The organism is Streptomyces nidicola (genome assembly GCF_050106155.1).
Classification (GTDB): domain Bacteria; phylum Actinomycetota; class Actinomycetes; order Streptomycetales; family Streptomycetaceae; genus Streptomyces.
Genome location: NZ_JBNBPI010000001.1, coordinates 2,611,885 through 2,638,647 on the forward strand (window position 1 = coordinate 2,611,885; position 26,763 = coordinate 2,638,647).

22 protein-coding genes are annotated in these 26,763 nt (G+C 72.1%); 10 read left to right on the forward strand and 12 right to left on the reverse strand.

The window, feature by feature from the left end:
* Nucleotides 1-21 precede the first annotated feature (21 nt).
* Nucleotides 22-2,412 (forward strand): malto-oligosyltrehalose synthase, encoded by a 2,391-nt coding sequence (gene treY, locus ACOKM3_RS11920; protein ID WP_426899711.1) that lies wholly within the window; start codon nt 22-24, stop codon nt 2,410-2,412.
* A gap of 23 nt (nt 2,413-2,435) precedes the next feature.
* On the opposite strand, the gene ACOKM3_RS11925 is transcribed toward treY, so the two are convergent.
* On the reverse strand, nt 2,436-3,605 hold the full coding sequence (locus tag ACOKM3_RS11925) for a cytochrome P450 (RefSeq protein WP_426899713.1): 1,170 nt from the start codon (nt 3,603-3,605) through the stop codon (nt 2,436-2,438).
* A gap of 270 nt (nt 3,606-3,875) precedes the next feature.
* On the opposite strand from ACOKM3_RS11925, the gene ACOKM3_RS11930 reads away from it, so the two are divergent.
* Complete coding sequence (locus tag ACOKM3_RS11930; protein ID WP_426899715.1) at nt 3,876-5,117, forward strand: M14 family zinc carboxypeptidase; 1,242 nt, start codon at nt 3,876-3,878, stop codon at nt 5,115-5,117.
* Nucleotides 5,118-5,180: 63 nt separating this feature from the next.
* Here ACOKM3_RS11930 and ACOKM3_RS11935 read toward each other — a convergent pair whose 3' ends face one another.
* Nucleotides 5,181-5,732, reverse strand: a complete 552-nt coding sequence (locus ACOKM3_RS11935; protein ID WP_426899717.1) for an FHA domain-containing protein — start codon at nt 5,730-5,732, stop codon at nt 5,181-5,183.
* Between the two features lie 119 nt (nt 5,733-5,851).
* On the opposite strand from ACOKM3_RS11935, the gene ACOKM3_RS11940 reads away from it, so the two are divergent.
* Both ACOKM3_RS11940 and treZ read left to right on the forward strand, forming a co-directional pair.
* Nucleotides 5,852-6,772, forward strand: coding sequence for a GNAT family N-acetyltransferase (locus ACOKM3_RS11940; protein ID WP_426899719.1), 921 nt, complete (start codon nt 5,852-5,854; stop codon nt 6,770-6,772).
* Between the two features lie 150 nt (nt 6,773-6,922).
* The gene (gene treZ / locus ACOKM3_RS11945) at nt 6,923-8,686 is read left to right on the forward strand and encodes a malto-oligosyltrehalose trehalohydrolase (RefSeq protein WP_426899721.1); all 1,764 of its coding nucleotides are present in this window, start codon (nt 6,923-6,925) and stop codon (nt 8,684-8,686) included.
* Nucleotides 8,687-8,771: 85 nt separating this feature from the next.
* Here treZ and ACOKM3_RS11950 read toward each other — a convergent pair whose 3' ends face one another.
* The 5 genes from ACOKM3_RS11950 to cyc2 all read right to left on the reverse strand — a co-directional run bounded on the left by ACOKM3_RS11950 (nt 8,772) and on the right by cyc2 (nt 16,011).
* Nucleotides 8,772-9,677, reverse strand: a complete 906-nt coding sequence (locus ACOKM3_RS11950; RefSeq protein WP_426899723.1) for an aminoglycoside phosphotransferase family protein — start codon at nt 9,675-9,677, stop codon at nt 8,772-8,774.
* A 6-nt stretch (nt 9,678-9,683) separates the two neighbouring features.
* Nucleotides 9,684-10,820 (reverse strand): aminopeptidase P family protein, encoded by a 1,137-nt coding sequence (locus tag ACOKM3_RS11955; protein ID WP_426899725.1) that lies wholly within the window; start codon nt 10,818-10,820, stop codon nt 9,684-9,686.
* Between the two features lie 146 nt (nt 10,821-10,966).
* Nucleotides 10,967-11,620: a PDZ domain-containing protein gene (locus ACOKM3_RS11960; protein WP_426899726.1), complete on the reverse strand. Its 654-nt coding sequence runs from the start codon at nt 11,618-11,620 to the stop codon at nt 10,967-10,969.
* A gap of 142 nt (nt 11,621-11,762) precedes the next feature.
* A complete protein-coding gene (gene phsA / locus ACOKM3_RS11965; protein WP_426899728.1) occupies nt 11,763-13,703 on the reverse strand; it encodes an O-aminophenol oxidase PhsA in 1,941 nt (646 codons plus the stop codon).
* Between the two features lie 67 nt (nt 13,704-13,770).
* The gene (gene cyc2 / locus ACOKM3_RS11970) at nt 13,771-16,011 is read right to left on the reverse strand and encodes a germacradienol/geosmin synthase Cyc2 (RefSeq protein ID WP_426899730.1); all 2,241 of its coding nucleotides are present in this window, start codon (nt 16,009-16,011) and stop codon (nt 13,771-13,773) included.
* A gap of 212 nt (nt 16,012-16,223) precedes the next feature.
* Here cyc2 and ACOKM3_RS11975 point away from each other — a divergent pair, with 212 nt between their 5' ends.
* Entirely contained in the window at nt 16,224-16,856 is a 633-nt protein-coding gene (locus tag ACOKM3_RS11975) for a chorismate mutase (protein WP_426899732.1), read from the forward strand.
* Between the two features lie 26 nt (nt 16,857-16,882).
* On the opposite strand, the gene ACOKM3_RS11980 is transcribed toward ACOKM3_RS11975, so the two are convergent.
* Nucleotides 16,883-17,716: a pentapeptide repeat-containing protein gene (locus tag ACOKM3_RS11980; RefSeq protein WP_426899734.1), complete on the reverse strand. Its 834-nt coding sequence runs from the start codon at nt 17,714-17,716 to the stop codon at nt 16,883-16,885.
* A 132-nt stretch (nt 17,717-17,848) separates the two neighbouring features.
* Here ACOKM3_RS11980 and ACOKM3_RS11985 point away from each other — a divergent pair, with 132 nt between their 5' ends.
* From ACOKM3_RS11985 to ACOKM3_RS11995, 3 genes are all read left to right on the forward strand, one after another.
* Nucleotides 17,849-18,625 (forward strand): alpha/beta fold hydrolase, encoded by a 777-nt coding sequence (locus tag ACOKM3_RS11985; protein WP_426899735.1) that lies wholly within the window; start codon nt 17,849-17,851, stop codon nt 18,623-18,625.
* Nucleotides 18,622-19,857 carry a cytochrome P450 gene (locus tag ACOKM3_RS11990; RefSeq protein WP_426899737.1) on the forward strand — a complete coding sequence of 412 codons (1,236 nt, stop codon included), beginning with the start codon at nt 18,622-18,624 and terminating at the stop codon, nt 19,855-19,857. The genes ACOKM3_RS11985 and ACOKM3_RS11990 overlap by 4 nt, the downstream gene beginning before the upstream one ends.
* A gap of 70 nt (nt 19,858-19,927) precedes the next feature.
* Nucleotides 19,928-20,596: an ADP-ribosyltransferase gene (locus ACOKM3_RS11995; protein ID WP_426906771.1), complete on the forward strand. Its 669-nt coding sequence runs from the start codon at nt 19,928-19,930 to the stop codon at nt 20,594-20,596.
* 22 nt (nt 20,597-20,618) lie between these two features.
* Here the strand turns inward: ACOKM3_RS11995 and msrB are convergent, their stop codons facing one another.
* The 4 genes from msrB to ACOKM3_RS12015 form a co-directional block, all read right to left on the reverse strand.
* Complete coding sequence (gene msrB, locus ACOKM3_RS12000) at nt 20,619-21,026, reverse strand: peptide-methionine (R)-S-oxide reductase MsrB (RefSeq protein ID WP_426899739.1); 408 nt, start codon at nt 21,024-21,026, stop codon at nt 20,619-20,621.
* Between the two features lie 5 nt (nt 21,027-21,031).
* Entirely contained in the window at nt 21,032-22,435 is a 1,404-nt protein-coding gene (gene murC, locus ACOKM3_RS12005; RefSeq protein WP_426899741.1) for a UDP-N-acetylmuramate--L-alanine ligase, read from the reverse strand.
* A 124-nt stretch (nt 22,436-22,559) separates the two neighbouring features.
* A complete protein-coding gene (locus ACOKM3_RS12010; RefSeq protein WP_422434539.1) occupies nt 22,560-23,015 on the reverse strand; it encodes an indole-3-glycerol phosphate synthase in 456 nt (151 codons plus the stop codon).
* A 200-nt stretch (nt 23,016-23,215) separates the two neighbouring features.
* On the reverse strand, nt 23,216-24,028 hold the full coding sequence (locus ACOKM3_RS12015) for a pyrimidine reductase family protein (protein WP_426899743.1): 813 nt from the start codon (nt 24,026-24,028) through the stop codon (nt 23,216-23,218).
* A gap of 82 nt (nt 24,029-24,110) precedes the next feature.
* Here ACOKM3_RS12015 and zapE point away from each other — a divergent pair, with 82 nt between their 5' ends.
* Nucleotides 24,111-25,181 carry a cell division protein ZapE gene (zapE, locus tag ACOKM3_RS12020; RefSeq protein ID WP_426906772.1) on the forward strand — a complete coding sequence of 357 codons (1,071 nt, stop codon included), beginning with the start codon at nt 24,111-24,113 and terminating at the stop codon, nt 25,179-25,181.
* Between the two features lie 138 nt (nt 25,182-25,319).
* On the forward strand, nt 25,320-26,702 hold the full coding sequence (locus tag ACOKM3_RS12025) for a PhoX family protein (protein ID WP_426899745.1): 1,383 nt from the start codon (nt 25,320-25,322) through the stop codon (nt 26,700-26,702).
* Nucleotides 26,703-26,763 lie beyond the last annotated feature (61 nt).

A 26,763-nucleotide genomic window follows, 5' to 3' on the forward strand; every position in this document is an offset into this window, starting at 1 on the left:
GGCGCGGGTACGTAGGTTCGCATGACGCCTCAAGCCCCGATGCCGCCCACGACGCCGCCTCCGACGACTCCCACGGCGACGTATCGGCTCCAGCTGCAACCGGACTTCGGGTTCGCCGCCGCGGCGGCTGCGGTCCCGTATCTGGCCTCCCTGGGAATCTCCCATCTGCACCTGTCGCCGGTCCTGGAGGCGGTGCCGGGTTCGACGCACGGCTACGACGTGGTGGACCACGCGCGCGTGCGCGCCGAGCTGGGTGGCGAGGACGGCCTGCGGGACCTCGCCCGGACGGCGCGCGGGCACGGTCTGGGCCTGGTCGTGGACCTGGTGCCCAACCACATGGCGGCGGCCGTGTCCCACAACCGGCCGCTGCGCGAGGTACTGCGCGAGGGCCCTACGTCTGGGTATGCGGGCTGGTTCGACATCGACTGGGAGGCGCAGGGCGGGCGGGTGCTGCTGCCGGTCCTGGGCGGCCCTGTAGGCGAGGAATTGCCGCACCTGAGGGTGGACGGCGCGGTCCTGCGCTACTACGAGCACGCGTTCCCGCTGCGCGAGGGCACTGCCTCCCTGCCGCTTGCCCGGCTGCTCGACGCGCAGTGGTATCGCCCGGCGTGGTGGCGGCTGGCCCGCACGGAGCTCAACTACCGGCGTTTCTTCACCATTTCGGATCTGATCGCCGTACGGGTGGAGGAGCCGGAGGTCTTCGCGGCGACCCACGCAAAGATTCTTCAGTTGCTGCGCGAGGGCGTCGTCGACGGGCTGCGTATCGACCACCCCGACGGGCTCGCGGATCCCGGCGGCTACTTGCAACGGCTTGGCGAGGCGACCGGCGGCCGGTGGACCGTCGTCGAGAAGATCCTCCAGGACGGCGAGCGGCTGCCCGCGGCGTGGCCGGTGGCCGGCACCACCGGCTACGACGCGCTGCGCCACATCGACGGGCTGTTCACCGATCCGGCCGGATCCGATCAACTCCTGGGCCTGTTCCGCCGGTTCACCGGGGCCCCGGCGGATCGGGGCGGGGAATGGGCGGCGACCGTGCGGCGCGCCGCGTACCGCGTCGTCACCCACGAACTGGCCGCCGAGGTGGATCGGCTGACCCGCGAGGCCGTGGCGCTGTGCGCCGGGGAGCCGGAGCTGCGCGACCACGCCCCCTGGGCGCTGCGCACGGCGCTGTGCGAGCTTCTGGTGCGCATCCCGGTCTACCGGCCCTACGCGAGCGGGGGCGTAGCCCCTGAGACGGTGCTGACGGCGTCCGCGGCGGGCGAGGCGAAGGCGGCGTTCGCGGTGCCCGAGGAGGCCCGAGCGGTCGACGCCGTACGGGAGTTGGCGCTGGGGCGGCGCGGCACGGGCCCCGCGCACACGGCGTTCGCCGCCCGGTTCGCGCAGACCGCCTCCGCACTGCACGCCAAGGCGGTGGAGGACACCGCGTTCTACCGGTACACGCCGCTGCTGTCGGCCCTGGAGGTGGGCGGCTCGCCCGGGGAACCTGCCGTGTCCGTGGAGGCGTTCCACGCGTACTGCGCGCGCGTGCAGCGCGACTGGCCCTGCACCTCGACGGCCCTGTCGACGCACGACACGAAACGCAGCGCCGACGTACGGGCCGCCATCTCCGTCCTCACCCAGTGCCCCCAGCGGTGGGAGGAACTGCTCGCGGACGTCACCGCGCGGACCGCGCAGGGCGGCGGCACCAGCGCCCCCGACCCGCAGCTGGCCTGGGCCGCATGGCAGACCCTCGCCGGACTCGGCCCCGCCGCACCGGACCGGCTGCACACCGCCATGCTCAAGCACGCGCGCGAGGCGGGCCTGTTCACGACGTGGACGGAGCAGGAAGCGGACTACGAAAACGCGGTGGAGGCCTTCGTGGCGTCAGGGCCCTGCGGTCCGCCCGGCAACGAGGTGCTGCGCTTCATGGACGACCTCGAACCCCATGTGCACGCGAACATCCTGGGCGCGGCCCTCATCCACCTCACCATGCCGGGCGTACCCGACCTCTACCAGGACACCGAGCACGAATACCGCGCCCTGGTGGACCCCGACAACCGGGCGCCCGCCCACCTCACCCCCAAGAAGCACAGCACCAAGGCCGAACTCACCCGCTGCGCCCTGCGCCTGCGCCGGACGCACCCCGACTGGTTCGGCGACACAGCCACCTACGAACCGCTGCACGCCGAAGGCCCCGGCCAGGCCCACTGCGTCGCCTACGCACGCGCGGGCCGCGTGATCGTGGCGACGACCCGCCTCTCCTTGCGGCTCACCGACACCGGCGGCTGGCGCACCACACACCTCCCGCTCCCCGAGGGTGAGTGGATCGAACTCCTCGGACCAGAAAGGCGGTTCAGCGGGCACGCGCGCGTGGCGGAACTCTTCGAGCATCTCCCTGTGGCACTCCTCGTTCGGCGCCGACGAGAACAGTGACCAGGGCGAGGGCCTGCGAGCCCTCATCGAAGACGTACGTGGAGAGCCGCGGGAGAGCGGGTGAGCAGGCCCTCGTAGGCGGGCCTGAAGCCTGGCGCCCACGACATCGACGGCAGCTCCGTCAGCAGGGCGCGCAGGCCGGCGTCGGCGGTGAGGCGGGCGAGTTGGACGCCTGGGCAGCGGTGCCGCCCGGTGCCGTGGGCCAGCTGCCCGGGAGCCGCGCGGAACAGGTCGTAGCGGTCGGGGTCGGCGAACCGGGCCGCGTCCCTGCCCGCCGCTCCCACGAGGCACGCGACCGTGGCGCCCGCCGGTATCGTGCCGCCGCTCACCGGGACCGGCGCGAGGGCCCGGCGCAGGACGACGTGAGTGGCGGGGTCGCGGCGCAGCGACTCGGCCCAGGCGGCGTCGCCGAGTTCGGGCCGGGCCCGCACCAGCGCCAACTGCTCGGGGTGATCGAGGAGGTTGGCGAGGAGCACGGCCAGGGCCCGGTTCGTGGCGTCCCCGCCCGCGCCGAGGAGCGTCGCGGCGAGCCCGCAGACCGTGTCGTCGGACAGCGGCCGTCCGTCGGCCCGTGCGGCGCACAGGGCACCCAGGAGGTCGTTCGTGGGGTGGGCGCGGCGGCGGGCGATCTGCGGGCGCAGGAAGGCGTCCAGGGCGTCCGGGGCGCCGCCCAGGTGCGTGAGCCCCGCGCGGCACAGGGCGGCGACGTGGGTGGTGCCCTCGTAGGGCAGGCCCAGCGCGCGGACGACGGCCACGGCGGGCAGCCAGTGGCAGAACTCCTCGACCAGGTCGGCCTCGTGGCGTCGGGCGAGGCGGCGCGCGAGTACGTAGGCGGTGCGTTCGACGCTCGCCTTCAGGGTGGCCAACGCGCGCCCCTGGAGGGCCGGGGCGAGGAGCGCGCGCTGGTCGGCGTGCGTGTCCGCTTCCAGGTGGGCGAAGGTGCGGCCGGGCGGCGGTGCGACCAGCCGGGGGTCGGCGAGCGCCGTGCGCACGTCCACGTAGCGGCTGAGGAGCCACGCGCCGAAGGGCTCGTCGAGGTGCAGCGGGTGCGTGGCCCGCAGGGTGCGGTACAGCGGCCACGGATCGTGGGCGGTCCGCGGCGCGGCGAGGCTCGGGGGCTGCGTCGCGGACCCCGCGCGCGGGTAGGACCCCGATGCGTCGGGATACGAGACCGGTCCGGAAGGGCACAGCACCGCGGGACTCCACTCTGTACCGGGGCGCGCACCGGTCGCTGCGCGCCGCTCTGCCCAGCGCACCACCGAGGCCTTCGTCACGCAGCCTCCGTTCCACTGTCCGAGTGACAGCGGTGACTCAGGGTGACGTACGGGTCTGACCTGCGCGGGGGCCGCGGTGGCGTGAACTCTCCCCTGCCGAGCGGCCCGGGGCCGCTGTATAGGCCTTCTTGACACATGGAGCGGAGCATGGGGTACTGCGGATTGCTGACGCCGGGAGCACCAACGGGGGTGAGTCACCTGTCGGAGCAGCGGTACCCCACCTCGGCCGAGTTGGTCCAGTCAGCGCGGGAGCTGACGTCTCACCGACCTGACCTGTGTCGCCTACGCCAGGTCGGGACGTCGCGTGGGGGGCGCCCCCTGCACCTGCTGTCCATAGGGCACGACAGGCGCGCCGTCCTCATCGTGGCCGGGGCGCACGCCAATGAACCCACAGGGGGCTCCACGGCGCTGCACCTGGCCGAAAAGGCACTCTTCGACCGGGAGTTGCGGACCGACCGGTCCTGGCACTTCCTGCTGTGCGCGGACCCGGACGGCGCGGCGCTGCACAACGCTCCGGAGCCGCACTCGCTGCTCGACTACCACCGGGGCTTCTTCAGGCCCACGGGCGCGGAGCAGCCGGAGTGGTCGCCGTCGGTACTGCCGCCCGACCGGCTCCCGCCGGAGACGAAGACCCTGGTCGGCGTGATCGACGAGGTGCGGCCCTACCTCCAGGTGTCCCTGCACGGCACCGAACTGGGCGGGAGCTGGGTGCAGTTGACCCGGGACATACCGGGGCTCGCCGAGCCCTTCGCCAAGTCGGCCGCCGAGCTGCACATACCGGTGGAGACCGGGGCGTCGGACGCGGCGGGATGGCCGACGTCGGGGCGCGGCGTCCACGTGATGCCGGACCTGGACGCGCAGGCCGCGTTCCCGAGCCTGCCCGACGACGCCCGCCTGTCGACGTGGCACCACGCGCACCGCTACGGCGGCTCCACGGCGATCGTGGAGGTCCCGATGTGGGCCAGCGACCTGGTGGACGACCCGGCCCCGCATCCCGCGCCGGAGCGGGCGCTGCGGCGCCTGTCGGCCCGGCTCAGCCGCGACACCCGGCTCGTGGAGGAGATCCTCACGGAGGCCATGCCGCGGCTCCCGGACACCGGCGGTCCGCTCCTCGGCGCGGCCTGCTGGGCGCTGGGCCTGGTGCCGGGGCTCGCGGACGACTGGGTCCAACCGCCGCCGCCGGGCGCCACGATGGCGTACGTCGGCAGCATCGACGCGTTCGCCCGGCGGCTGCCGCTGCGGGCCGCGGCGATGCTCCTGCGGGTCCTGGAGGAGGCCGACGACCTGGCGGCGCCCCGTCTCGACGCCCTCGTCACCCGGTGGTGCGAGGCGTACGCCGAGCGGTTCGGGGCGCGGTGGGTGCCGGTGGCCCACCAGATAGAGCATCAGGCGCGGACGACGGTGGCGGCGGTGCGGCACGCGCGCGGGTGAGCACATGCGCAGCCGAGCACGCGCGGGTGCGGCACGCGCGCGGGGATGGCAGGCGCTCCCGGGTCAGTCCGCGGACAGCCGGAACGCCATGCGTCCGAAGGCGACCTGATCGCCGTCCCGCACGACCGCCGCGCCGATCACCCTGCGCCCGTTCACCGACGTGCCGTTGGTCGAGCCGAGGTCGCGCAGCACCCACACTCCGGCCTGCCGGCTCAGCTCGGCGTGCACCCGCGAGACCGTGTCGTGGCTCAGCCGCAGCCCGTTGGCCGGGTCGCGGCCGATGCGCAGCGGGTACGGGGACGCGGCCGGCGGCAGGAGCAGCTTCGGCAGCCGCTCCACCGTCCACGCCCTGCGCAGCCGCACGGTGAACCCGGAGACCGCTCCCACGGTGCCGAACAGCGCCCGCGACAAGCGGCTCTCCTGTTGCAGATCCGCGGTGAGCCGGTCGAGGTCCTCGGTCCGCCGGGCGGTGAACACCAGCTCCATGCGGCGCACGAACGTGTCGTGCGAGAGCCGACCGAGGGCGACGCCGTCCCTGAGCACCTTCAGCGCACGGTCCCGCTCGGCGTCGGAGAGCCGAGCCGGGTACGTGTGGTGTTCAAAAGAGGACGTCACAAAGGGAATTGTCGGGCAGCGGAGGCCGCAGTGTCCAGAAAACCGGGAGCGTGGGCCGCCCCGCGCTGTTACGTTCGGCGCGCCGCGGCCACCAACGGGCCGCTCCCCAAGGAGACTTCTTGACCTCAGCGGTTCAGCCCCTTGTCGTGCGTGCCCTCACCGAGGCCGACGCCCGCCTCTTCCATTCCCTCGACGATCCCGGCCTGGTCGGCCGCGCCCTCGTCGGATCCGTGTACCGCACCGTCGGCGAGGGCGGCGAGTACCGGCCCGAGTGGACCTGGGTGGCGCTGCGCGGCGACCGCGTGGTGGCCCGCGCGGCGTGGTGGGGCGGGCCCGACGACGAGCGGCCCCTGGCCCTGGACTGGTTCGACGTGGCCGAGGGCGAGGCCGCGGCGGGCGCCGAGCTGTTGCGGCGGGCGCCGTTCCGCACCGAGTACGACCTGCTGCTGCCGCCCGACTGGCGCGAGCGGCCGGAGGTCGTGGCCGCGGTCGAGCCGCGCAGGGCGGCGATCGAGGACGCGGGAATGCGCGTCCTGGTGGAGCGTTTCCGCTACCGGTGGACTCCGGAGGACGGCCTGCCCGAGCGGACCGGCCGCCTGGAGTTCCGCTCCGAGCCCGACGACGAGGCCGTCCTGGACGTGCTGCGGCGCGTGCACTCGGGGACGCTGGACGCACATGCGCGGGCGGCCATCGAGGAGGGTGGCTCCGAGCGGGCCGCGCGCCAGGAGCTGGACTTCTTCCACTGGTTCCCGGCAGGGCGCGAGTGGCTGCAGTTGGCCCACACGAAGGACGGCGAGCTCGTCGGCCTCCATGTGCCCGCGCACAACCCCTCGGGCCCCTGTGTCGGGTTCATCGGCGTGGTGCCCGAACAGCGCGGGCACGGCTACGCGTACGACCTCCTGGTGGAGACGACGCACTTCCTGGCCGAGCGGGGCGCCGAGTTCATCGCGGCGGCCACGGACGAGGGCAACTTCCCGATGGCGGCGAATTTCGCGAAGGCCGGGTACCCGGTGGCACAGAAGCGCATCAACTTCGTGTGACAGGGCCTCGGCTTCGTGTGCGGCAGAGCCTCGACTTCGTGTGACGCATGCCCCAGCGAGGCAAAACGGCCCCGCGTCGATCACAACTGACGCACCATGGGACTCAGCCGTCACTGTCGGCAGGCATCCGGTCACGAGGGGGAACGGTCCGTGCAGTTCGAGGTGTGGGCACCACAGGCCGAGCAGGTAACGCTCCACATTGGGGGCGCCGAAGACGAACAGGGCACCACGCGCGCGTTGGCGCGTGACCCGTACCGCGCGGACGGATGGTGGTCCGGGCAGGCCGAGGCCGAGGACGGCACGCGGTACGGCTTCGCGGTCGACGGCGGCCCCGTGCTGCCCGACCCGCGCTCGCGGCGGCAGCCCGACGGCCCGGACGGGCTGAGCGCCGTCGTCGACCACAGGCGGTACGCGTGGCGCGGCCACTGGCCCGGCCGCGGACTGACGGGAGCGGTCCTGTACGAGCTCCATGTGGGCACGTACACGAAGGAGGGCACGCTCGACGCCGCCGCGGGGCGGCTCGGCCACCTCGCCGACCTGGGCGTCACGCACGTGGAGTTGATGCCGCTGTGCCCCATGCCGGGACAGCACGGCTGGGGCTACGACGGGGTCGACCTGTGGGCCGTGCACGAGCCGTACGGCGGGCCCGAGGCGCTGAAGCGTTTTGTCGACAGTGCCCACGAACAGGGCCTCGGTGTCGTGCTCGACGTCGTGCACAACCACCTGGGCCCTTCCGGCAACCATCTGCCCGCGTTCGGCCCGTACTTCACGGACACGCACCACACTCCGTGGGGCAGCGCGGTGAACCTGGACGCGCCCGGCTCCGACGAGGTGCGCGCGTATCTGATCGGCAGCGCGCTCGCCTGGCTGCGCGACTACCGGATCGACGGGCTGCGGCTCGACGCGATCCACGAACTCCACGACCGGCGCGCCCTGCCGTTCCTGGAGGAGCTCTCGGCGGCCGTGGACGCGCTCGCGGAGGACCTCGGCCGGCCGCTGTTCCTGGTCGGCGAGTCCGACCTCGGCGACCCGCGCGTCATCACCGCGCGCTCCGAGGGCGGGCTCGGACTGCACGCGCAGTGGAACGACGACGTGCACCACGCCGTGCACGCGGCCGTCACCGGTGAACGTCGGGGCTATTACGGGGACTTCGCGCGGCAGCCGATGGCCGCGCTCGCCAAGACGCTCAACCACGGCTTCTTCCACGACGGCACGTACTCGACGTTCCGCGGCCGCCGCCACGGCCGCCCGCTGGACCGCACCACCGTGCCCGCGCACCGGCTGCTCGCCTACACGCAGACCCACGACCAGATCGGCAACCGGGCGCAGGGCGACCGCCTCGCCTCGCTCGTGAGCCCCGGGCTGCTCGCGTGCGCGGCGACGCTCGTCCTCACCGGGCCCTTCACGCCGATGCTGTTCATGGGCGAGGAGTGGGCCGCGAGCACGCCCTGGCAGTACTTCACCGACCACACCGACGCCGCTCTCGCCGAAGCGGTACGCAAGGGCAGGCGGCGGGAGTTCGCGGCGCACGGCTGGGCCGAGGAGGTCCCGGACCCGCAGGACCCGGCCACCCGCGAGCGCTCCTGTCTGAACTGGGAGGAGCGGGAAACGGGCCACCACGCGCGCGTGCTCACCTGGTACCGCGAACTCATCGCCCTGCGCCGCGCCCGCCCCGACCTCCAGGACCCGGATCTGGCCGCGGTCAAGGTCGCGTACGACGAGCAGGCGCGGTGGATCGCCTACCGGCGCGGCGATCTGCGGGTGGCGGTGAACCTGTCGGACGTGCCGGTGTCGATTCCACTGGGGCGGCCCGTGGCGCGGCTGCTCGCCGCGTGGGAGCCGGTGGAACTGCCGGGCAGGGACGGCGTGCTGACGGTCCCGGCGGAGTCCTGCGTGGTCGCTGTGGCGCCGTAGAAGCGCGACCATAGAGGCGCAACCGTAGAGGCGCACAAGGCGGGGCGGAGGGCGGGCCCGGCCCTTTGTCCCGCCGCCCTCCGGCTCACCCCTCCGACACCAGCTCCAGCAGAATCGCCTCCCACGCCCGCTCCATCTGCACCCGCAGCAGGCTCTCGGGGCTGTCGTCGGCGCCGTACAGCCGGTCCACGAGCCGCACCAGGACATCGCACCGGGCCAGCCACAGCCCCCGCAGGCACGACCGCGGTCCGTACCCCGCCAGCGTCGCGGAGCGGACCGCGGCACGCGCGCCCACGGCGATCGTGAGTCCGGCGATGTCCTCCGCGGCGTCGCCGACGACCGCGTCGGCCCAGTCGAGGACGCCGCGCACCCGGCCGTCCGTCGACACGGTCAGATGCTCGCCCTTGAGGTCGTTGTGGACGAGCACGGTGTCGGGCTGCGGGACGAGCTGCGCGACGGCCCGCGCGGCGAGCTGTTCGAGCCGCTCGGCCTCGAACTCGCCGTCCGCGTCGAGCTTCAGGGCCGCGGCTCCGGCCTCGCGGCGCAGGCTCTCCAGCGAGCGCGGCGGCACCTTCGGCACACCGACGGGAACGGTCCGCGCGAGCGGCACCTCGCGCAGCCCCGCGAGCAGCCCGGCGAGATCCTCCTCGCCGGCCGCGGTGACGTCCCTGACCTCGGCGGACTCCCCGGGCAGCCGCTTGTCGAGCGTGCAGGCGAGGCCGGGCGCCCACTCCCCCGTCGCGACGGAGGCGGGCACGGCGACCGGGACGTGGGGGCGTACGAGGTCACGCAGGCGCACCTCGCGCCGCAGTCGCGCGGACATCGCACCGTCGGTGGCGAGGCGCAGCACGTGCGTCTTCCCCACCCACCACGTGGAGTGCTCGCCGCCCTCGGCGACGGGACGCACCTCTGGGGCGCCGCCGTCCGGAAGCATCGCCTCCAGGACGCGGCGCACGGCGTCGGCAGTGGGCTGCCGCGGCGTCGACGGCATGGCCGCTCAGCCCACGATCGCCATCTCGCGCGCCGTCGCGTTGAGGCGCCTGCCGCCGTCCTCGGTGACGGTCACGATGTCCTCGACGCGGACGCCGAACCGGCCCGGGAGATAGATGCCGGGTTCGACGGAGAAGCACATGCCCGGCACCAGCTCCTGCTCCTCGCCCTCGATCATGTAGGGCGGTTCGTGGGTGGTGACGCCGATGCCGTGCCCGGTGCGGTGGATGAAGTACTCGCCGTACCCGGCGTCCGTGATGACCTTGCGGGCGACCCGGTCGACGTCCTGGCAGGCGATCCCGGGGCGTACCGCGTCACAGGCCGCGGTCTGCGCCTCGCGGACGATGTCGTGGACCTCGCGCTCCTCGTCCGTCGGCTCGCCGACGTGCACGGTACGGGTGGTGTCGGAGCCGTAGCCGTGCTTGAGGCCGCCGAAGTCGAGCACCACCATGTCGCCGTCCTGGATGACGCGGTCGCTCGCCTCGTGGTGCGGGTTGGCGCCGTTCGGGCCCGAGCCGACGACGGTGAAGTCGACCTGCGAGTGCCCGAACCTCTTCAGCAGCTCGGACAGTTCACCGGCGATGTCGTTCTCCCGGCGGCCCGCGAAGGCGACCTTCTTGATCTCCTCGTACGTGGCGTCCGCGGCGGCGCCCGCGGCGGCGAGGCGCTCCAGTTCGGCGGCGTCCTTCACGCCGCGCAGCATCGGCAGGGCCTCGGTGAGCGAGACGTACGAGGTATCGGGCAGGGTCTTCTGCAGGCCGAGCAGATGCATCGCCCAGGCGTTGTCGCTCACCCCGAAGCGGCCCGGACCCCCGACCGACCTGAGCAGCGGGGCCGTGACGTCGTACGGGTCCTTGCCGTCGGTCCAGTCGCGCAGCGTCATCGCGTCGGCGCCCGCGGCCTTGGCGGCGTCGGGCGCCTCCAGGGTCGGCACGACGAGCGTGGGCTCCTGGCCGGCCGCGAGCACGAGGAGGGTGAGCCGCTCGGTGTCGGCCGGTACGTGGTAGCCGGTGAGCCATACGAGGTCGGGGCCCGGCGCGACCAGCACCCCTGCGAGCCCCGCGTCGGCGGCGGACTGCGCGGCACGGTCCATGCGGGCCTTGTAGTCGGCGGCGGTGAAGGGCGCGGGGGTACCGGTCGTCATGTCCTGGCCTTTCGTACGGGTGGGCGCCTGTGGGAGTGCGGGCGTCGTACGGGCAGCCATCCTGCCCGGCGGCGCGGGGCGGCGCGAGACCGACCTCTGCCCATGATTTCAGGCGCCGTGGGCGGGGCGCGCGCCGAATACGGCCGTCACGTGACCAGGCCCGGTGTGACCGCCAGCTTCTGCAGCTCCCCGTTCGCGTGCCGGACCGTGACCACGACCTGCCGGCCCGGTCGGGTGTCCGCCACGTCGGCCACGTGCGCGGCCAGGTCGAGCGCGGAGCCGACGCGCCGGTCGCCGAGGCCCACCAGGACGTCGCCGCGGACCAGGCCGCCGGTATAGCCGGGGCCCGGAATGTGCACGGCCACGACGAGCGCGCCCGACGCCTTGGGGGCGTCGACGACCTCCACGCCGAGCCCGCCCCTCGGCAGGGGCGGGGTGGGCGGTGCGGGCGCCGTGGTGGGTCCCGGCGTGGCGGCGGGGCTGCTCGGCGGCGGGGTCGCGGGGCTTGCCGCGGGCGGGGCCTGCCGCTTCAGTTCGGCGAGCTTGCTCATGCCGATGACGGTGGCCCCCACGGTGCCGAGGCCGATGCCCGCGAGGACGAGCACGACCGCGCACAGCAGCCCGCACAGCACGCTGCACAGGCGCCTGCCGCGCCGCCGGGCGGCGTGCGGCCTGCCGGGCTTCGGCGCCGGTCCGGACCTCGTCAGCGGGCCGGACGACGGCTCCTGCTTCGACGTCGTGGTCGATGACCTGCCCCCGGATCCCGGCATCGCCTTGGGCCGCAACGCAGTCTGTTCCATGGATCGCCCGCCTCCGGTCCCTGGCTCACTCGGCCACGGCCAGAGCCCTACCCTCCGCGCACGCCCGCGACGATCCACGAACGAGTGAGAGTGCCGGGGCCGGCTCGAACGCCGGCGCCCGGCACCCCGTGCACCACAGGAATCAGCCGGTGTGGCCCCCGTGGCCACCGCCGTGCCCGGCCCCGTGGTCGAACTTCAGGGCCTCCGGCGGCATCACCACGAAGGGCCGCATCATGCCCATGTCCTCGTGCTCCAGGAGGTGGCAGTGGTACATGAACCGGCCGTACGCCCCGTCGAATTTGCCCATGACGCGCAGCATCTGGCCGGGCAGGGCGCGGAACACGTCCTTGTGCCCCTGCTCGTTGGGCGGCAGCGGGATCACCGAGTTCGGGTCGAACGCGACCGGCTTGACCGTGCCGCCCACCTCGGTGTCGAACCCGGAGGCGTCGTACACGTCGCGGCCGAGGATCTGGAAGTCGGCGAGGTGGATGTGCATCGGGTGCACGACCGGCGGGTTCACCGCGAGGTTCAGGAAGCTCCACTGCTCGTGGGTGCCCTCGCCGATGGTGAAGCCGAGCCCGTCGTTGAACGTCCGGGCGATGCGCCGGTACGTCTTCAACTCACCCTTGTCGTCGACGAGCTGGATGACGCCGTCCGTGGGCACCTGGACGTCATCGGCGCCCGCCGCGGTCTCGGCGTCGTCGGTGACCTCCTCCATCTCCCAGATCTCCGGGTGTCCGCCGCCGCCCTTGGTCGCGGGCGGCGTCAGCACGATCAGCCGGTGCCCGTGCTCGATGTCGTGCGTCAGCTTCCGGAAGGACCCGGACAGCACCTCGGGCAGCACGAACGAGTCGGGCTCGCCGCCCTCACCGACGCGGAACTCCATGACGTGCGGGTAGCGCACATCGCCCGGCACGTCCGGCACTCCCGGCGCCTGGTTGCGCCCCTTGTCGACCAGACGAACCCGCTTGCCCGCGAGGGACGCGAAGTCGATGAGCAGGTCCATCCGCTCGGCGGGCGCGACGGGCAGCGTCGGCAGCGCGTCGTCGAAGTCGATCGGTACGGGCCGCGGCAGCAGTCCGCCGTCGCTGCCGATCTGGTGCATGACGCCGGGCAGCGGGTCGCCGTCCTCGTCGAGGAGCACCAGGTTGTAGATCCGCGCGTTCGACGCGTTCACCAGGCGGAAGCGGTACCAGCCCGCGTCCACCTGCGCGTAGGGCCAGATCCGCCCGTTGACCGTCGTGTACGGGCCGCTGAACGGGATGGTGACGGGCTTGCCCGTCTCCTCGTTCGCCGGGTCGACGATCACGGTCTTGTGCAGCAGCCGGCCGTTGAGCCGGCCGTCCTCGTCCGTGTCCAGGTTCCGGTCGGCGAGCAGCAGCGGGATCTCCCGCTCCCCGGAGGGGAGCCCGAGGGCGTCCTCCTCGTCGTCCCGGACCAGGTACGTCCCGTAGAGGCCCGCGTAGACGTTCCACCTGGTGATGTTCATGGCGTGGTCGTGGTACCACCACTGCACCGCCTGGTGGTCGTTCGGATACTCGGAGAGCTGGGCGTCGCCGAAGCCCACCGCGTTGTCCGCCCAGCCGTCGTTGCCGCCGCCGGTCTGCGCGCCGTGCAGGTGCGTGACGGTCCAGGCGGGCAGCGCCGCCACATCCGCGTTCACCGCGACGCCCGCGCGGCCCGGCAGCGTGGTCGGCGGGGGCGGCGGGTCCTGGCCCGGCTCGGTCGGCGGATTGGGCACCTCCACCGCGCTCACCGGGTACTCGCCGCCCTTGGGAATGCGGTTCGTCCAGGCGATGCGGACGCGCTGCCCGCGCCGCACCTCGATGGTCGGGCCCGGCACGGACCCCTCGTAGCCCCACATCAGTGTCGGCGGGAGCTGCGGGTGCAGCCGCTGCCACGTGGGCCGCAGCGCGATCTCTGTCTCTTGCAGGACGTCACCGGAGTCGGGCCGCAGCACCGGCGGCACCGTCAACGGCGCCACGTACGGCGCCAGTTCCCCGACGGCGGCCGCGGCGATCTCGCTCGCGGCCTCCTCGACTCCGGTCAGCTTGTCCGTGATGCGCTCGAAGATTTCGGTCACAGTAAAGAACACCCCCGTGTGTTCTCGCAGTCCCCGTTGCACGACCGCTTGCCGCGGCCGTCTCACCTCACAAGACGGCAGGTGTCCCAGCGAAGTTGCCTGAACCGCCCGATCCGGACGTGTGGTTGTTGAAACCAATCGGAACCGGAGGCGCCGGAACGCGGCCTGCTACGAAGCCGTGGGCGCGGCCCGAGAGCCACGCGTCGCGGTAGCGGTCCACCTCCCGGTGCCAGTTGAGGATGCCGGCCATCCAGTTCCGCAGGTCGTCGACATAGCCGTCGAGAACCGTGCGCGCCTCGCGGCCGAGCCCGAAGTCCTCATAGAGGACGGGCAGTTCGTGCTCGACGATGTGCTCGAACTGCCGCATGCGCTGCGTCATGAGGTCGTTCACGATGCCGAGCGCCGTCGGGTAGTCGGCGCCGAAGAAGTTCTGCACGACCAGGATCGCGTTGTGGATCTCGCCCTCGAACTCGATCTCCTTCTGGTACGAGAACACGTCGTTGAGCAGCATCGCGTAGTCGATCGCCGAGTTCTCCAGGGCGCGCACCGGGCCCGCGCGGTAGACCTCGGGCGGCACGGCGGGCCCGTGACCCATCCGGCACAGGCTCATGGTGAGGTCGGAGCCGAAGGTGGCGCGGCGCATCTCCAGGTAGTCGACCGGATCGGGGATGCGGTTCTGGAGCTGGTTGGCGACCTCCCACACCCAGCTCTCCGTCATGACCTCGACGGAGTCCTTCAGGGTGCGCCGCTGCTCCGGGGTCATGGCGGCCGTGGTGCGGCGCCACAGGTCGGCGAGGCCGCGCTCCATGGCGTTGGCCGGCGGCGGGATCTCCTGGCCGTCCACGGGCATGCAGTCGGAGAGCCGCGCGGTGGACAGCTTGGCGGCGGCCAGGTCGCGGCGGTGCCCGAAGATCAGCGGGTAGTAGTCGTCCCCGTAGGTGCCCCAGGCGAGCCACTGGGAGCTGAGGTCGAGCGCCTCCGGTGAGCCGTCCGGGTCGAGGCCCGCCGCGCACAACGGCAGGTCGTAGGCACGGAGTTTGTCCTCGTCCCAGACGCCCTCCCCCAGGATGCCCATCCGGTGCGTCCAGGGGAGCAGCCGCGCGCGGGCGCCGTCGAGCTCCGGGTTGAGGGTCAGGGCGAACGGCATGTGGATGTCGGGGATCACGGAGGGGCCGACCTTCTGGAACGGCACGTGCGTGTACGCGCGCAGGCGCTCGGCTCCCACGTCGGCGAGCAGCGCCCGTACGTCGACGGTGCCGGCCCCGATCCCGCTCGGCGCGCCCAGGGAGGGGGCGGCCTGCGCGGCGGCCTCCTTGTTCATGTAGCGGCTCGAGCGCATGTGCCACTCGTGGCCGCCGGACTGCCAGTCCTGAAGGCCGCGCGCGTACGCGGCGATCGCGGCGACCTGGTCCGGTGTGAGCCCCTTCTCCGCGGAGAGGGCGGGCACCTCGGTCAGCGCGGTGTGCTCGAACTGGTGCAGCCGCGAGGTCAGCACGTCGTTGACGGCTTCCGCCGCCTCCTGTGTCGTACAGCCGAAGAAGGTCTCCAACACCAGGACGCCGTTGGAGAGTTCGCCCTCGTCCATGACCTCCCGCTCGTAGGAGAACAGGTCGTTGCGCAGGTGCACGCCGTCGGAGAACGTCTCCATGAGGACGCGCAGCGGCCGCGACTGCGCGACGGATGCCGGGACTTCGGCGGTCGCGTACTCCACCAGGCCCGCCGACCAGGGGGCGCCGCCCACCTTGCGGCGCATCTCGATGTACTCGACGGGGTTGGAGATCCGCCCCTCGTTGATGTTGGACAGCTCCCACATCGACTCGTTCAGGAGGTGCTCGGTGGACTCCGCGAAGCGGCGCCGCCAGTCCATCGACATGGCGGGCACGGTGCGCCGCCACAGGTCGATGAGGCCCGCCTCGACCGGGTTCTCCGGCTCGGGCACGGGGGTGTCGAGCTCCATCGGCATGAACAGCGGCAGCCGGTCCAGGTGCGCCTTGCCGGCCGCGCGGTCGTTCGTGCGCTTGAACATGTCCAGGAAGTGGTCGTCGAAGAAGAAGACCCACACGTACCAGTCGGTGATCAGGGAGAGCGCCGGGCCGTCGCAGTCGGGGTGCGTGTACGCGCACAACAGGCCGTAGTCGTGCGCGTCGAGGTCGCTCTGGTCCCAGACACCGCTGCCCTCCAGCATCCCCATCTCACGGGCCCACACCGTGGAATGGGCCCGCGCCTCGTCCAGGTGCGGATTGAGCCGGGCCTGGTACGGCATGTAGAAGCGCGGCAGATGGAAGGGCTGTGTGGACTCGTGTGTCATGAGCGCCGCCCTACCCGTGGCCGTCAACCGGCATCCACGGGGCGGAACATGATCGCACCATCGCGTGAACCGATGACTGAACGGCGCCCGTTCAGGGAACGGCGTGCCGCCTGATACACAACAGGGGCACCTCTTGCACTGTGTAGTGCACGCACTGCTTGCACTGCACGCACTGCACGCACCCGTTGCCCGTACGAACCGAAGGACCCACGTTGCGCATCAGGACCACGTCGACCGCAGCCCGCTGTCTGGTCACTCTCGGCGCCACAGCCGCGCTCGCCCTCGGCGGGGCGGCCCTCCCGGCGTCCGCGGCACCGGCGACGCCCGCCACCACCGCCGCGACCGCCACCCACGCGGATCCGCGTGCCCTCGCCGCGATCACCTCGCTCGCCACGGAGCGGCTCGCTCTCGCGGACAAGGTCGCGGCGGCCAAGTACGGCACGGACGCGCCGATCGACGACCCGGCGCGCGAGCGGCAGATCCTCGACGACGTGGCGAAGCGCTCGGCGGACCTCGGCATCGACCCGGCGTTCGCGCAGTCCGTCTTCCGGGACCAGATCGAGGCCAACAAGGTGGTGCAGCGCGGTCTTTACGCCCGCTGGGACGCCCACCCCGAGCAGCGCCCGACCGAGCGCCCCGACCTGGCGACGGAGGTGCGGCCGCAGCTCGACCGGATCACGACGCGGCTCCTGGACGGGCTGCGGGAGGTGGCCCCCACGCGCACCTCTCCGGCCTGCGAGCCGCTGCTCACGGCGGCGGCTCTGCGCGACGCGCACGCGCGCGGGTTCGACGTCCTGCACCTCAAGGGCCTTGCTCGGGCGCTGCCTTCGGTGTGCGCTTCCTGAGATCTACGTAGGCAGCTTCATGCGATCTACGCCCAGTGCGCCGGGCGCCGCAGCCCCGCCGGGATACGGGTCGCGGCGTCCCCGCGGGCCGCGTTCACCTGCGCCTGGGTGAGGAACAGCGCCCCGGTGAGATCGGCGCCCGCGAGCCGGGCGTCGCGCAGGTCCGCGCCGATCAGGTCGGCCGAGCGGAGGTCGGCGCCCGTCAGATCCGCGGCCACAAGGAGGGCGCCGCGGAAATTGGCGCCCCGTAGGTCGGCCTTCTTGAAACGCGCGCCTACCAGGTCGGCTCCCCGGTGGTTCTTCTTGCGGCCGAGCGCACCGGGCACGTCGGCGCGCACCAGTTCGCTGGCCTTCAGCAGAAGAGCGTTCACGTCGCCCCGGACGGCCGGCACGTCGGCGGCGACGAGTTCGTCGCTGCGCGCGCGGGTCAGCCGCTCGATGTCCTCGCGGGCCCGCCGGGCGTCGTCGTGCACGGCACCGGCCGCGCGCAGCTCCAGTACGTCGCTCAAGTACCAGAGCAGCTCGTGCAGTTGCCGCATGACCGGGAAGACCTCGTACATGGCCCTGGCGCTCTCGGGCCGCTCCCGCCAGCCGACGCCCTCGAAGGTGACCTGGGAGACCTTCTGGCCCGCGCCGAAGCAGTCGAAGACGGTGCAGCCGGGGTAGCCCTCGTCGCGCAGCTTCGCGTGGATGCCGCAGCTGAAGTCGTCCTGAAGGTTGCGGCAGGGCGTGCCCGCGTTCTTGTCGTGCGCGAAGTCGTGCGACTTGGCGAAGGGGAGGGCCACGCAGCACAGGCCGAAGCAGTCGGCGCAATCGGCGCGCAGGTCGGGGCGGTCGGATGGGGCGTCGGGGGAGGTCACCCCCACATTGTCGCCGATCGGCCACGGCGCACGCCGCCACGCGCGCGTGCGCCCTCTTGTGGCCGGGCCCGGCCCCGCGCCACCTTGGAGACGTCCCGCACCGCCCGAAGTCCCACACCCTTGGGAGTCGACGTGGCCTCCTCCTTCGTCCTGCCGTACGAGCTGCACGGTGACGGCCCGCACAAGGTGATCGCGGTGCACGGCTGGTTCGCCGACCGCGCCGCCTACGCGCCGATCGTGGCCGACCTCGACCGCGCCTCCTTCCAGTACGCCCTCGTGGACCTGCGCGGCTACGGGGAGGCGAAGCAGACGCCGGGCGCGTACACGACGACCGAGGGCGCCGCGGACGTGCTCGACCTCGCGGACCGGCTCGGCTGGGAGCGGTTCTCGCTGATCGGGCACTCCATGGGCGGCACCGTGGCGCAGCGCGTCGTGGCGACCGCGCAGCGCCGGGTGCGCCGCATCGTGGGCGTGTCCCCGGTCCCGGCGTCCGGTCTGCCCATGACACCCGAGCAGCGGGAGCTGTTCGTGACGGCCGACACCTCCCCCGCGAACCGCCGCGCGATCATCGACGTCACGACGGGCGGCGTACGGCCCGCCGCGTGGCTGGACCGCATGGTGGAGCGCTCGTTCGCGTGCAGCGACGGGAAGGCGTTCCGGGCCTGGCTCGACTCGTGGACCGGCGACGACTTCCACGCCGACCTGGAGCCCTGTACGGTCCCCGCGCTCGCGATCACGGGACAGCTCGACCCGGCCCTGTCCGCGAAGCTGATGCGCTCGACGTGGCTGGCCTGGTTCACCCGCGGCGAGCTCGTCGACCTCCCCGTGTGCGGCCACTATGCGATGGACGAGGCGCCGCTCGCGCTGATCCGCGTCATGGAGGACTTCCTGCGGGCGGACGGCTCGTGACGCCTGCCGTCCCCGACGTCTTCGACCCGCGCCTGTACGCGCGTGGTGTCCCGCACGACCGCTACCGGGCGCTGCGCGACCACCACCCGGTGGCCTGGCAGCCGGAGCCCGCGGTTCTCGGCTGGCCGGAGGGCCCCGGTTTCTGGGCGGTCACGCGGCACGCGGACGTGGTCCGGGTCCTCAAGGACGCGTCGACGTACTCCTCGTACCTGGGCGCGACCCAGATCCGCGATCCGGACCCGACGGACCTCCCGTTCATCCGCGGCATGATGCTCAACCAGGACCCGCCGGCCCACGGCAGACTGCGCCGCCTGGTGAGCCGGGCGTTCACGCCGCGCCGAGTGGCGGCGTTCGAGGAATCGGCACGGCAACGGGCAAGATCCCTGCTGCACAAGGCACTTCAGGACGCCGGCGATGAGGACACGATGGACCTGGTCTCCACGGTCACCGACGACTACGCCCTCCTGAACCTCGCCGACCTCCTGGGCGTCCCGGAGTCCGACCGCGCGCTGCTCCTGCACTGGACCCGCCGCGTCATCGGCTACCAGGACCCGGACGAGGCGACGGAGACGAGCGGCGCACCGGTGAACCCCCGCTCCCCCTCCGCGCTGGCCGACATGTTCGCGTACGCCGACGACCTGACGGCCCACAAGCGCGCCCACCCGGCCGACGACATCATGACGACGCTCGCGACGGACCCCGAACTCACGGCGCCCGAACGCCAGATGTTCTTCTTCCTGCTGACGATCGCGGGCAACGACACGGTCCGCAGCGCGGCGCCGGGCGGCCTTGCGCTCCTGGCCGAGACCCCACCCGCGTACGAACAACTCCGCGCGGGAAAGACAGACTTGGCCCCCGCACTCGACGAACTCCTACGCCGCCACCCACCGGTCCTCACCTTCCGCCGCACGGCGACCGAGGACACGACCCTGGCGGGCACCCTCATCAAGCGCGGCGACAAGGTGGTCGTCCTGCACGCCTCCGCCAACCATGACGAACGCGTCTTCCCCGACCCGTTCACCCTGGACCTGGCCCGCACCCCGAACCCCCACGTCTCCTTCGGGGACGGTCCGCACGTCTGCCTGGGCGCCCACTTCGCCCGCCTTCAACTACAGGCGCTGTACGAGGAAGTGGGCCGATCCCTCCCGTCCCTGACACTCGCGGCGCCACCGAAGCGCCTCGTGTCGAACTTCATCAACGGGATCAAGGAACTACGGGTCGAACCACGCTGACTCCCGCACACGCCCACGATCCGGTGATTGGCAGGGATCTTGGTCGCGGCCCCCGAAAGTTCTGCTCATGATGATCAACAAGCTCCCCCGTACCGCCCGCCGTCTCGCCGCCCTGCCCGCCGCCGCGGTGTCCGTACTGGCCCTCGCGTCCGCGCCCTCGGCCACGGCCAGTGCCCCGGACGCCGACACCGCGAAGTCCGCGACCTCCGTGGCGAAGGCCGCGTCCTCCTCCTGCCCCGTCGTCCCGGACCGCCTCTACGCGGCCATCGACCGCGTCCCGCTCGAGCGGATCTCGCCGGATCCGGAGTACCGGAACGACTGCCAGACGCTGTACCGGGCGGACGGCCGCGCCCCGGCGGTCATCTTCAAGGAGGGCTTCGAGGCGAAGGACGTCACGACCGGGCAGTACGACCTGGAGAAGTACGTACTGAAGAACCAGCCCTCGCCGTTCGTCTCCACGACGCGTGACCACGACCTCTTCAAGAAGTGGACCAAGTGGATGAAGGGCGGCGCGTACAACTACTACATCGACGCGCCGAACGGCATCGACGTCAACGAGACGATCGGCGACGACCACAAGTACGCCGACCAGGTCGAGGTCGCCTTCCCCGGCGGGGTCGCGTCGCGCTTCGTCATCGGCGCGTGCCCGATCAACAAGGAGACCAACACCGAGAGCATGTCGGACTGCGTGAGCAACCCGGAGTTCCGGCCGGTGACGGCGGCGACGGCGGCGCAGTGAGCGCCGCCGGAACCGCCGGTCCTCACTCCCCCTCGGGGCTCAGCGTGAGTGAGATCGAGTTGATGCAGTACCGCTGATCCGTGGGCGTCGGGTAACCCTCGCCCTCGAAGACGTGGCCGAGGTGCGAGCCGCAGCGTGCGCAGCGCACCTCGGTGCGGACCATTCCGTGGGAGCGGTCCTCGATGAGTTCCACGGCGTCGGTGTTCTTCGGGTCGTAGAAGGACGGCCAGCCGCAGTGCGACTCGAACTTCTCGGTGGACGTGAAGAGCTCGGCACCGCACGCGCGGCAGGCGTAGACGCCCTTCGTCTTCGTGTCGGTGTACTCACCGACGAACGCGGGCTCCGTGCCGGCCTGGCGCAGCACCGCGTACTCCGCCGGGCTCAGCTCCGTGCGCCACTGCTCGTCCGGCTTCTCGACGTCGTACGACATGTGCCTCATCCCTTCAGCTGTTCAAGGATCCGCGGGCCGAGCTCCGTGACGTCGCCCGCGCCCATGGTGAGAACGAGATCGCCGGGCTTGGCCATTCCCGCGACCGCCGTGACCGCGGCGTCCTTGTCGGCGGCGGCCTGTACGTCGGCGCCCGCCTCGCGCGCGGCGTCGATGATCAGTGCCCTTGTGATGCCGGGGATCGGGTCCTCGCGGGCCGGGTAGATGTCGAGGACGACCGAGGAGTCCGCGAGCGCGAGAGCCTGCCCCATCTCCTTGCCGAGCTCCTGGGTGCGGGAGAAGAGGTGGGGCTGGAAGAGGACCAGGAGGCGCGAGTCGGCGGCCGCCGCGCGCATCGCCTCCAGGTCCGCCGTCATCTCCGTGGGGTGGTGGGCGTAGGAGTCGATGACCTGCACGCCGTTCACCTCGCCCTTGAGCTGGAGGCGGCGCTTGACGCCCGTGTACGACTTGAGCGCCGAGGCCAGGTTCCGGGCCGGGATGCCCATCGCGACGCCCGCGGCGAGCGCCGCCACCGCGTTCTGCGCGTAGTGGCGGCCGGGGACGGAGACCGTGAAGGTCAGCAGCTTGCCGTCCATCAGGACGGTCACCTCGCTGGCCAGGCCGCGCGGGGTGATCTTGTGGATGCGGATGTCCGCGCCCTCGGACTCGCCGTACGTGACGACCTTCAGGGACGTGGTGTCCCGGACCCGGCGGGTCAGCTCGGCGGCGCCTGCCTGGTCCGCGGCGATGACGAGGGTGCCGCCGGGGGTGATCTTCCCGGTGAACGTCTCGAAGGACTCGTAGATCTCGTCCATGGACGCGTAGTTCGCGTGGTGGTCGAGTTCGACGTTGAGGATGATCGCGACTTCCGGCTTGTACTTGTGGAAGCTGCGGTCCGATTCATCGGCCTCGGCGACGAAGATCTCGCCGTCGCCGTGCTCGGCGTTGGAGCCGGGCACGTCCAGGTCGCCGCCGATGGCGTAGGAGGGCTGAAGGCCGAGGGACTTCAGGGACACCGCGAGCATCGACGTCGTGGTCGTCTTGCCGTGCGTGCCGGCCACCGCGATCGGGCGCAGGCCGTCCATCAGGGAGGCCAGCGCGTCCGAGCGGTGCACGACCGGGACGCCGAGCTCCTTGGCGCGGGCCAGCTCCGGGTTGTCCTCGCGGATCGCCGAGGAGACGACCACGCAGCTGGCGTCGGAGGCGAGGTGCGCGGCGTCGTGGCCGATGTGCACCGTCACGCCGAGCTCGCGCAGCGCCTGCGCCGTCGCGGACTCACGGCTGTCGCTGCCCGCCACCCGCGCGCCGCGCCGGGCGAGGATCTTGGCGATGCCCGACATGCCGGCGCCGCCGATGCCGATGAAGTGCGGTCGGTCCATGTCGGCGGCGGAATGCGGCAGGCCGGGTGCCATGCGTGGTCTCCCCTGGGGTTCTCGGATGTCCTGATCCGTGGTCACGACGACCACGGCACGGGCCCCAGCCTATTGCCTCGCCCCGTGCCGTCCCGAACCTCTCCCCGTCACCCCCCGGTGTCCGTCACGCCTTGCTGTGCGAGAACAGCTTCAGGACCGGTACGCCGACCTGGTGGCGGGCGCGCGAGGCCCAGTCCCGGTGGAAGAACTCCTCGACGTAGTGCGGGTCGGTCAGCACGATGACCTCGTCCGCCTTCACCTCCCCGACGAGCGCCTTGAGGGCGTCCAGCGGATGGTCCTCGATGAGCCGGCCCACCGCCTCGCTGCCCGCCTGGTGCAGCGCGGCGAGGGAGACGGCGAGGGCCTTCTCCGCCGGGCCCTTGGCCTCGTCGCCCTCGGGCACCTCGCTCTCCTTGCCCGCCTCGTCGAACTCCCCCATCGCGACGTCGTCGATGGCCCGCAGCAGGCGGTCCGCCTGGTCTCCGCGGGGCTGGAGCAGCACGTGGAAGGAGACCTCCTCCTCGCCGTGCAACGTGGTGACGAACTCCACGTCGGCGGAGGTCAGAGCCTTCTCGATCATCAATACGCTCGTGAACACGACGGGCGCCCTTCTTCTCCTACCGTGGGCCGACTGACGACGACCCTCCGGGTGGACCAGCGGACCTGCGGAAACCATCCTGCCCCGCATTCGCACGGGGACTGCGAGATTTAGTGTGCCCAGCCAAAGCTAAACGGAACGAGTCATTCCGCCGAATGTCGCCGTGCTGTCGACGGCAGCGGCTACTGTCCGCCCCGCGGCCGGGTGTAACGGCTGTACAGGAATCCGTCCTCCTCAAGTAGGGACGTCAGTTCGAACCGCTCCGGCACGGCCAGAGTCGAGCCGCCCGCGATCCGCTGGGCGTCCCCCGCGGTCAGCATCGGGGACACGGTCAGGCACAGCTCGTCGAGTACCCGGCCCGCCACGAACTGACCGAGCATCCTCGGCCCGCCCTCGGTGAGCAGGCGCCTCAGGCCCCGCTCGCCGAGCGCCGCCACCGCGCGGTCGGGTTCGACCGCCGCGCCGTCGCCCGCGATCAGCACCTCCACGCCCGCCTTGCGCGCCGCCGCGATCCGGTCGGCCGAGGCGCCCGCGCCGGTGAGCAGCAGCGTCGGCACCAGCGGGTCGGTGAACAGGGGCAGGTCGAAGTCGAGGTCGAGGCTCGCGCTGATCACGGCGATCTGCGGGGCGGGGCCCTGCCCGGCCGCCTCCCGGCGCGCCGCGAACGCCTCGCGCGCGCGGGCGGGGCGGTAGCCCTCCAGGCGGACCGTCTCCGCGCCGACCACGACGACGTCGGCGAGCCCGCGCAGCGTGCCGAAGACCCGCATGTCGGTGGCGTTGGAGATGGGCTGGGAGCGGCCGTCGTGCTGGGCCGCGCCGTCGAGCGTGGAGACCATGTTGGCCCGCAGCCACGGCGCGTGCCCGGCTTCGGGCGGGTACACGTAGGCGTCGGCGAGCTCGTCGAGGCTCCACTCCCGCCCCTTTGGGCTCGCCTCCCTCCCCTCGTACCCCTTGCCATCTGCTGTTTCGTACGTCACAGGGAACAGGCGTCGCATGACGTGCAGTGTGGCACGGAGACTAAGCTGGGTGGCTGTGTCGTCATCCCTCGAAGCCGCCGACTCCCGGGAGTCCAGCCAGATGGGCATCAGCCCCATAGCCGACCCGTCGCCGCTGTCCCTGTGCGCCCGCGAGCCGCACGTCCCCGCGGAGCGCCTGGTCGCCGAGATGGTGCCGCCGCCCCGTTTCGACTCCGTGCGCTTCGACACGTACATCCCGGACCCGAAGCAGCCCAGCCAGACCGAGGCCGTCCGGGTCCTGAGCTCCTTCGCAGCCGGACTCGGCGGGGCGCACGCGTCCGGCTCCGGCAAGCGGCGCTGGTTCAGCAAGAAGCCCGCCGCCCCGACAGGACCGCGCGGCGTCTACCTCGACGGCGGCTACGGCGTCGGCAAGACCCATCTGCTGGCCTCCCTCTGGCACGCGACCCCCGCCGAGCCCGAGTACAAGGCGTTCGGCACCTTCGTGGAGCTGACGAACCTGGTGGGCGCGCTCGGCTTCCAGCAGACCGTCAAGACGCTCGGCGGCCACCGGCTGCTCTGCATCGACGAGTTCGAGCTGGACGACCCGGGTGACACGGTGCTCGTGTCGAGTCTGCTCGCGCGGCTCGTCGAGTCCGGTGTCGCGCTCGCCGCGACGTCGAACACGCTGCCGGGCAAGCTCGGCGAGGGCCGGTTCGCCGCCGCCGACTTCCTGCGCGAGATCCAGGGCCTGTCGGCCCACTTCAGGCCGCTGCGCATCGACGGCGAGGACTACCGGCACCGCGGCCTGCCCGAGGCCCCCGCGCCGTTCACCGACGAGCAGGTCACCAAGGCGGCGTACGCCACCGAGGGCGCCTCGCTCGACGACTTCCCGCACCTTCTGGAGCACCTCGCGCGCGTGCACCCCAGCCGGTACGGGGCGCTGACGGACGACCTGAAGGCCGTGTGCCTCACCGATGTGGCGGCCGTGCCCGACCAGTCGACCGCGCTGCGGCTCGTCGTCCTGGCGGACCGGCTCTACGACCGGGAGATACCCGTGCTCACATCGGGGCTCCCGTTCGACAAGCTGTTCAGCGAGGAGATGCTGAACGGCGGCTACAAGAAGAAGTACTTCCGGGCGATCTCCCGGCTGACCGCGCTCGCGCGCGACGCGAAGGGGCTCGTACACGAGTAAGCGCGGGCGCGTCGCAGGTGAGCTGATACGTGGTCGGTGCACGAATCGTGTGCGCTACGCGCGTGGTTCCCGCGGCGAAAGGCACGTGATAAACACAGCCGGGTCACAGTTCCTGTCCGCCAGCAGGAGGTTGCACCCATGTCACGCACCGCTGACGCTCGACAGTCCGCGACCCGACGTCAAGTACTCGCCCGCTCCGGCGCCCTGGGGGTGGGCATCGCCTTCGCGGGGAACCTCTCCGAGCTGTTCGCCGGCTCGGCAGCCGCCCAAGGACGCGCCGGATACGGCCCGTTGGTGCCCGACCCGGCCGGTCTTCTCGACCTCCCGAAGGGATTCCGCTACAAGGTCCTGTCGCGGGAGGGGGAACCACTGCGCTCCGGCGAGGGCAAGGTGCCCTCCAACCACGACGGGATGGCGGCCTTCGCCGGCAGACAGGGCCGCGTGCACCTCGTGCGCAACCACGAGAACCGGGTCACCGGGAAGATCGCGGTGCCGACCGTCGAGGGTCTGACGTACGACCCGATGGGCAAGGGCGGCTGTACCGTGCTCTCCGTGGACCGGAAGAACGAGGTCCTGTCCGAGCGGGTCGGCATCGCCGGTACGGCGGTCAACTGCGCGGGCGGGCCCACCCCTTGGGGAACCTGGCTGACCTGCGAGGAGACCGAGGACAAGGCCGGTACGAACGGCTACACCAAGGACCACGGCTTCATCTTCGAGGTCGACCCGGTCGACCCGCACCGCTCGGGCGCGGTCCCGCTGACCGCGATGGGCCGCTTCCAGCACGAGGCGATCGCCGTCGACCCGAAGCGCGGCGTCGTCTACGAGACGGAGGACGCCTTCGACAAGCCCTTCGGCCTCTTCTACCGCTTCCTGCCCAAGAACGCGAAGGGCGGCCTCGGTTCGCTGCGCGCGGGCGGAAAGCTGCAGGCGATGCGGGTGCCGGGCGTCCCGGACCTGTCGGCGGTCCAGGAGACGGGGGCGACGTTCAGCGGCATCGAGTGGGTCGACGTGCCGGACCCGCTGGCCGCCCAAACACCCATCCGCAACCAGGACTTCGGCCCGAAGGGCATCACCCACGCGCAGAAGCTGGAGGGCTGCTACTGGGGCGGATCGAGCGTCTACTTCGTCTCGTCGTACGCCCGCAGCCGCGAGGGCTCGGCCGCCGACCACTTCGGGCAGATCTGGCGCTACGACCCGTCGTCGCGCCGCCTGACGCTGGTCATCGTGTTCGGCCCCGACACGGACGTCCAGCTGCCGGGCGAGGAGCCCGACAACATCTGCCTCGCGCCCAGCGGGGGCCTGATGGTGTGCGAGGACGGCGAGGGCGCCCAGCACGTGTTCGGCGTGACGCGCAAGGGCGAGGTGTACGCCATGGCGCGCGGCCGGCAGAACATCGGGACGGCCGACAAGCCCGAGTGGGGCGAGTTCGCCGGGGTCACCTTCTCGCCGGACGGCGAGACGATGTTCGTGAACTGCTATACGCCGGGGACGACGTTCGCCGTAACGGGCCCGTGGCACTAGGCAGTTGACGCGTTATGGTCGGCCGTTCCCTCGTTCGAGGGGACGGCCGTTCGCATGGCCG

Coding starts and splice junctions, on each gene's coding strand:
- treY (WP_426899711.1), top strand. CDS start 22: ATGACGCCTCAAGCCCCGATGCCGCCCACGACGCCGCCTCCGACGACT.
- ACOKM3_RS11950 (WP_426899723.1), bottom strand. CDS start 9,677: ATGCCGTCGACGCCGCGGCAGCCCACTGCCGACGCCGTGCGCCGCGTC.
- ACOKM3_RS11955 (WP_426899725.1), bottom strand. CDS start 10,820: ATGACGACCGGTACCCCCGCGCCCTTCACCGCCGCCGACTACAAGGCC.
- ACOKM3_RS11960 (WP_426899726.1), bottom strand. CDS start 11,620: ATGGAACAGACTGCGTTGCGGCCCAAGGCGATGCCGGGATCCGGGGGC.
- cyc2 (WP_426899730.1), bottom strand. CDS start 16,011: ATGACACACGAGTCCACACAGCCCTTCCATCTGCCGCGCTTCTACATG.
- ACOKM3_RS11995 (WP_426906771.1), top strand. CDS start 19,928: ATGATCAACAAGCTCCCCCGTACCGCCCGCCGTCTCGCCGCCCTGCCC.
- msrB (WP_426899739.1), bottom strand. CDS start 21,026: ATGTCGTACGACGTCGAGAAGCCGGACGAGCAGTGGCGCACGGAGCTG.
- murC (WP_426899741.1), bottom strand. CDS start 22,435: ATGGCACCCGGCCTGCCGCATTCCGCCGCCGACATGGACCGACCGCAC.
- ACOKM3_RS12010 (WP_422434539.1), bottom strand. CDS start 23,015: ATGATCGAGAAGGCTCTGACCTCCGCCGACGTGGAGTTCGTCACCACG.
- ACOKM3_RS12015 (WP_426899743.1), bottom strand. CDS start 24,028: ATGCGACGCCTGTTCCCTGTGACGTACGAAACAGCAGATGGCAAGGGG.
- zapE (WP_426906772.1), top strand. CDS start 24,111: ATGGGCATCAGCCCCATAGCCGACCCGTCGCCGCTGTCCCTGTGCGCC.
- ACOKM3_RS12025 (WP_426899745.1), top strand. CDS start 25,320: ATGTCACGCACCGCTGACGCTCGACAGTCCGCGACCCGACGTCAAGTA.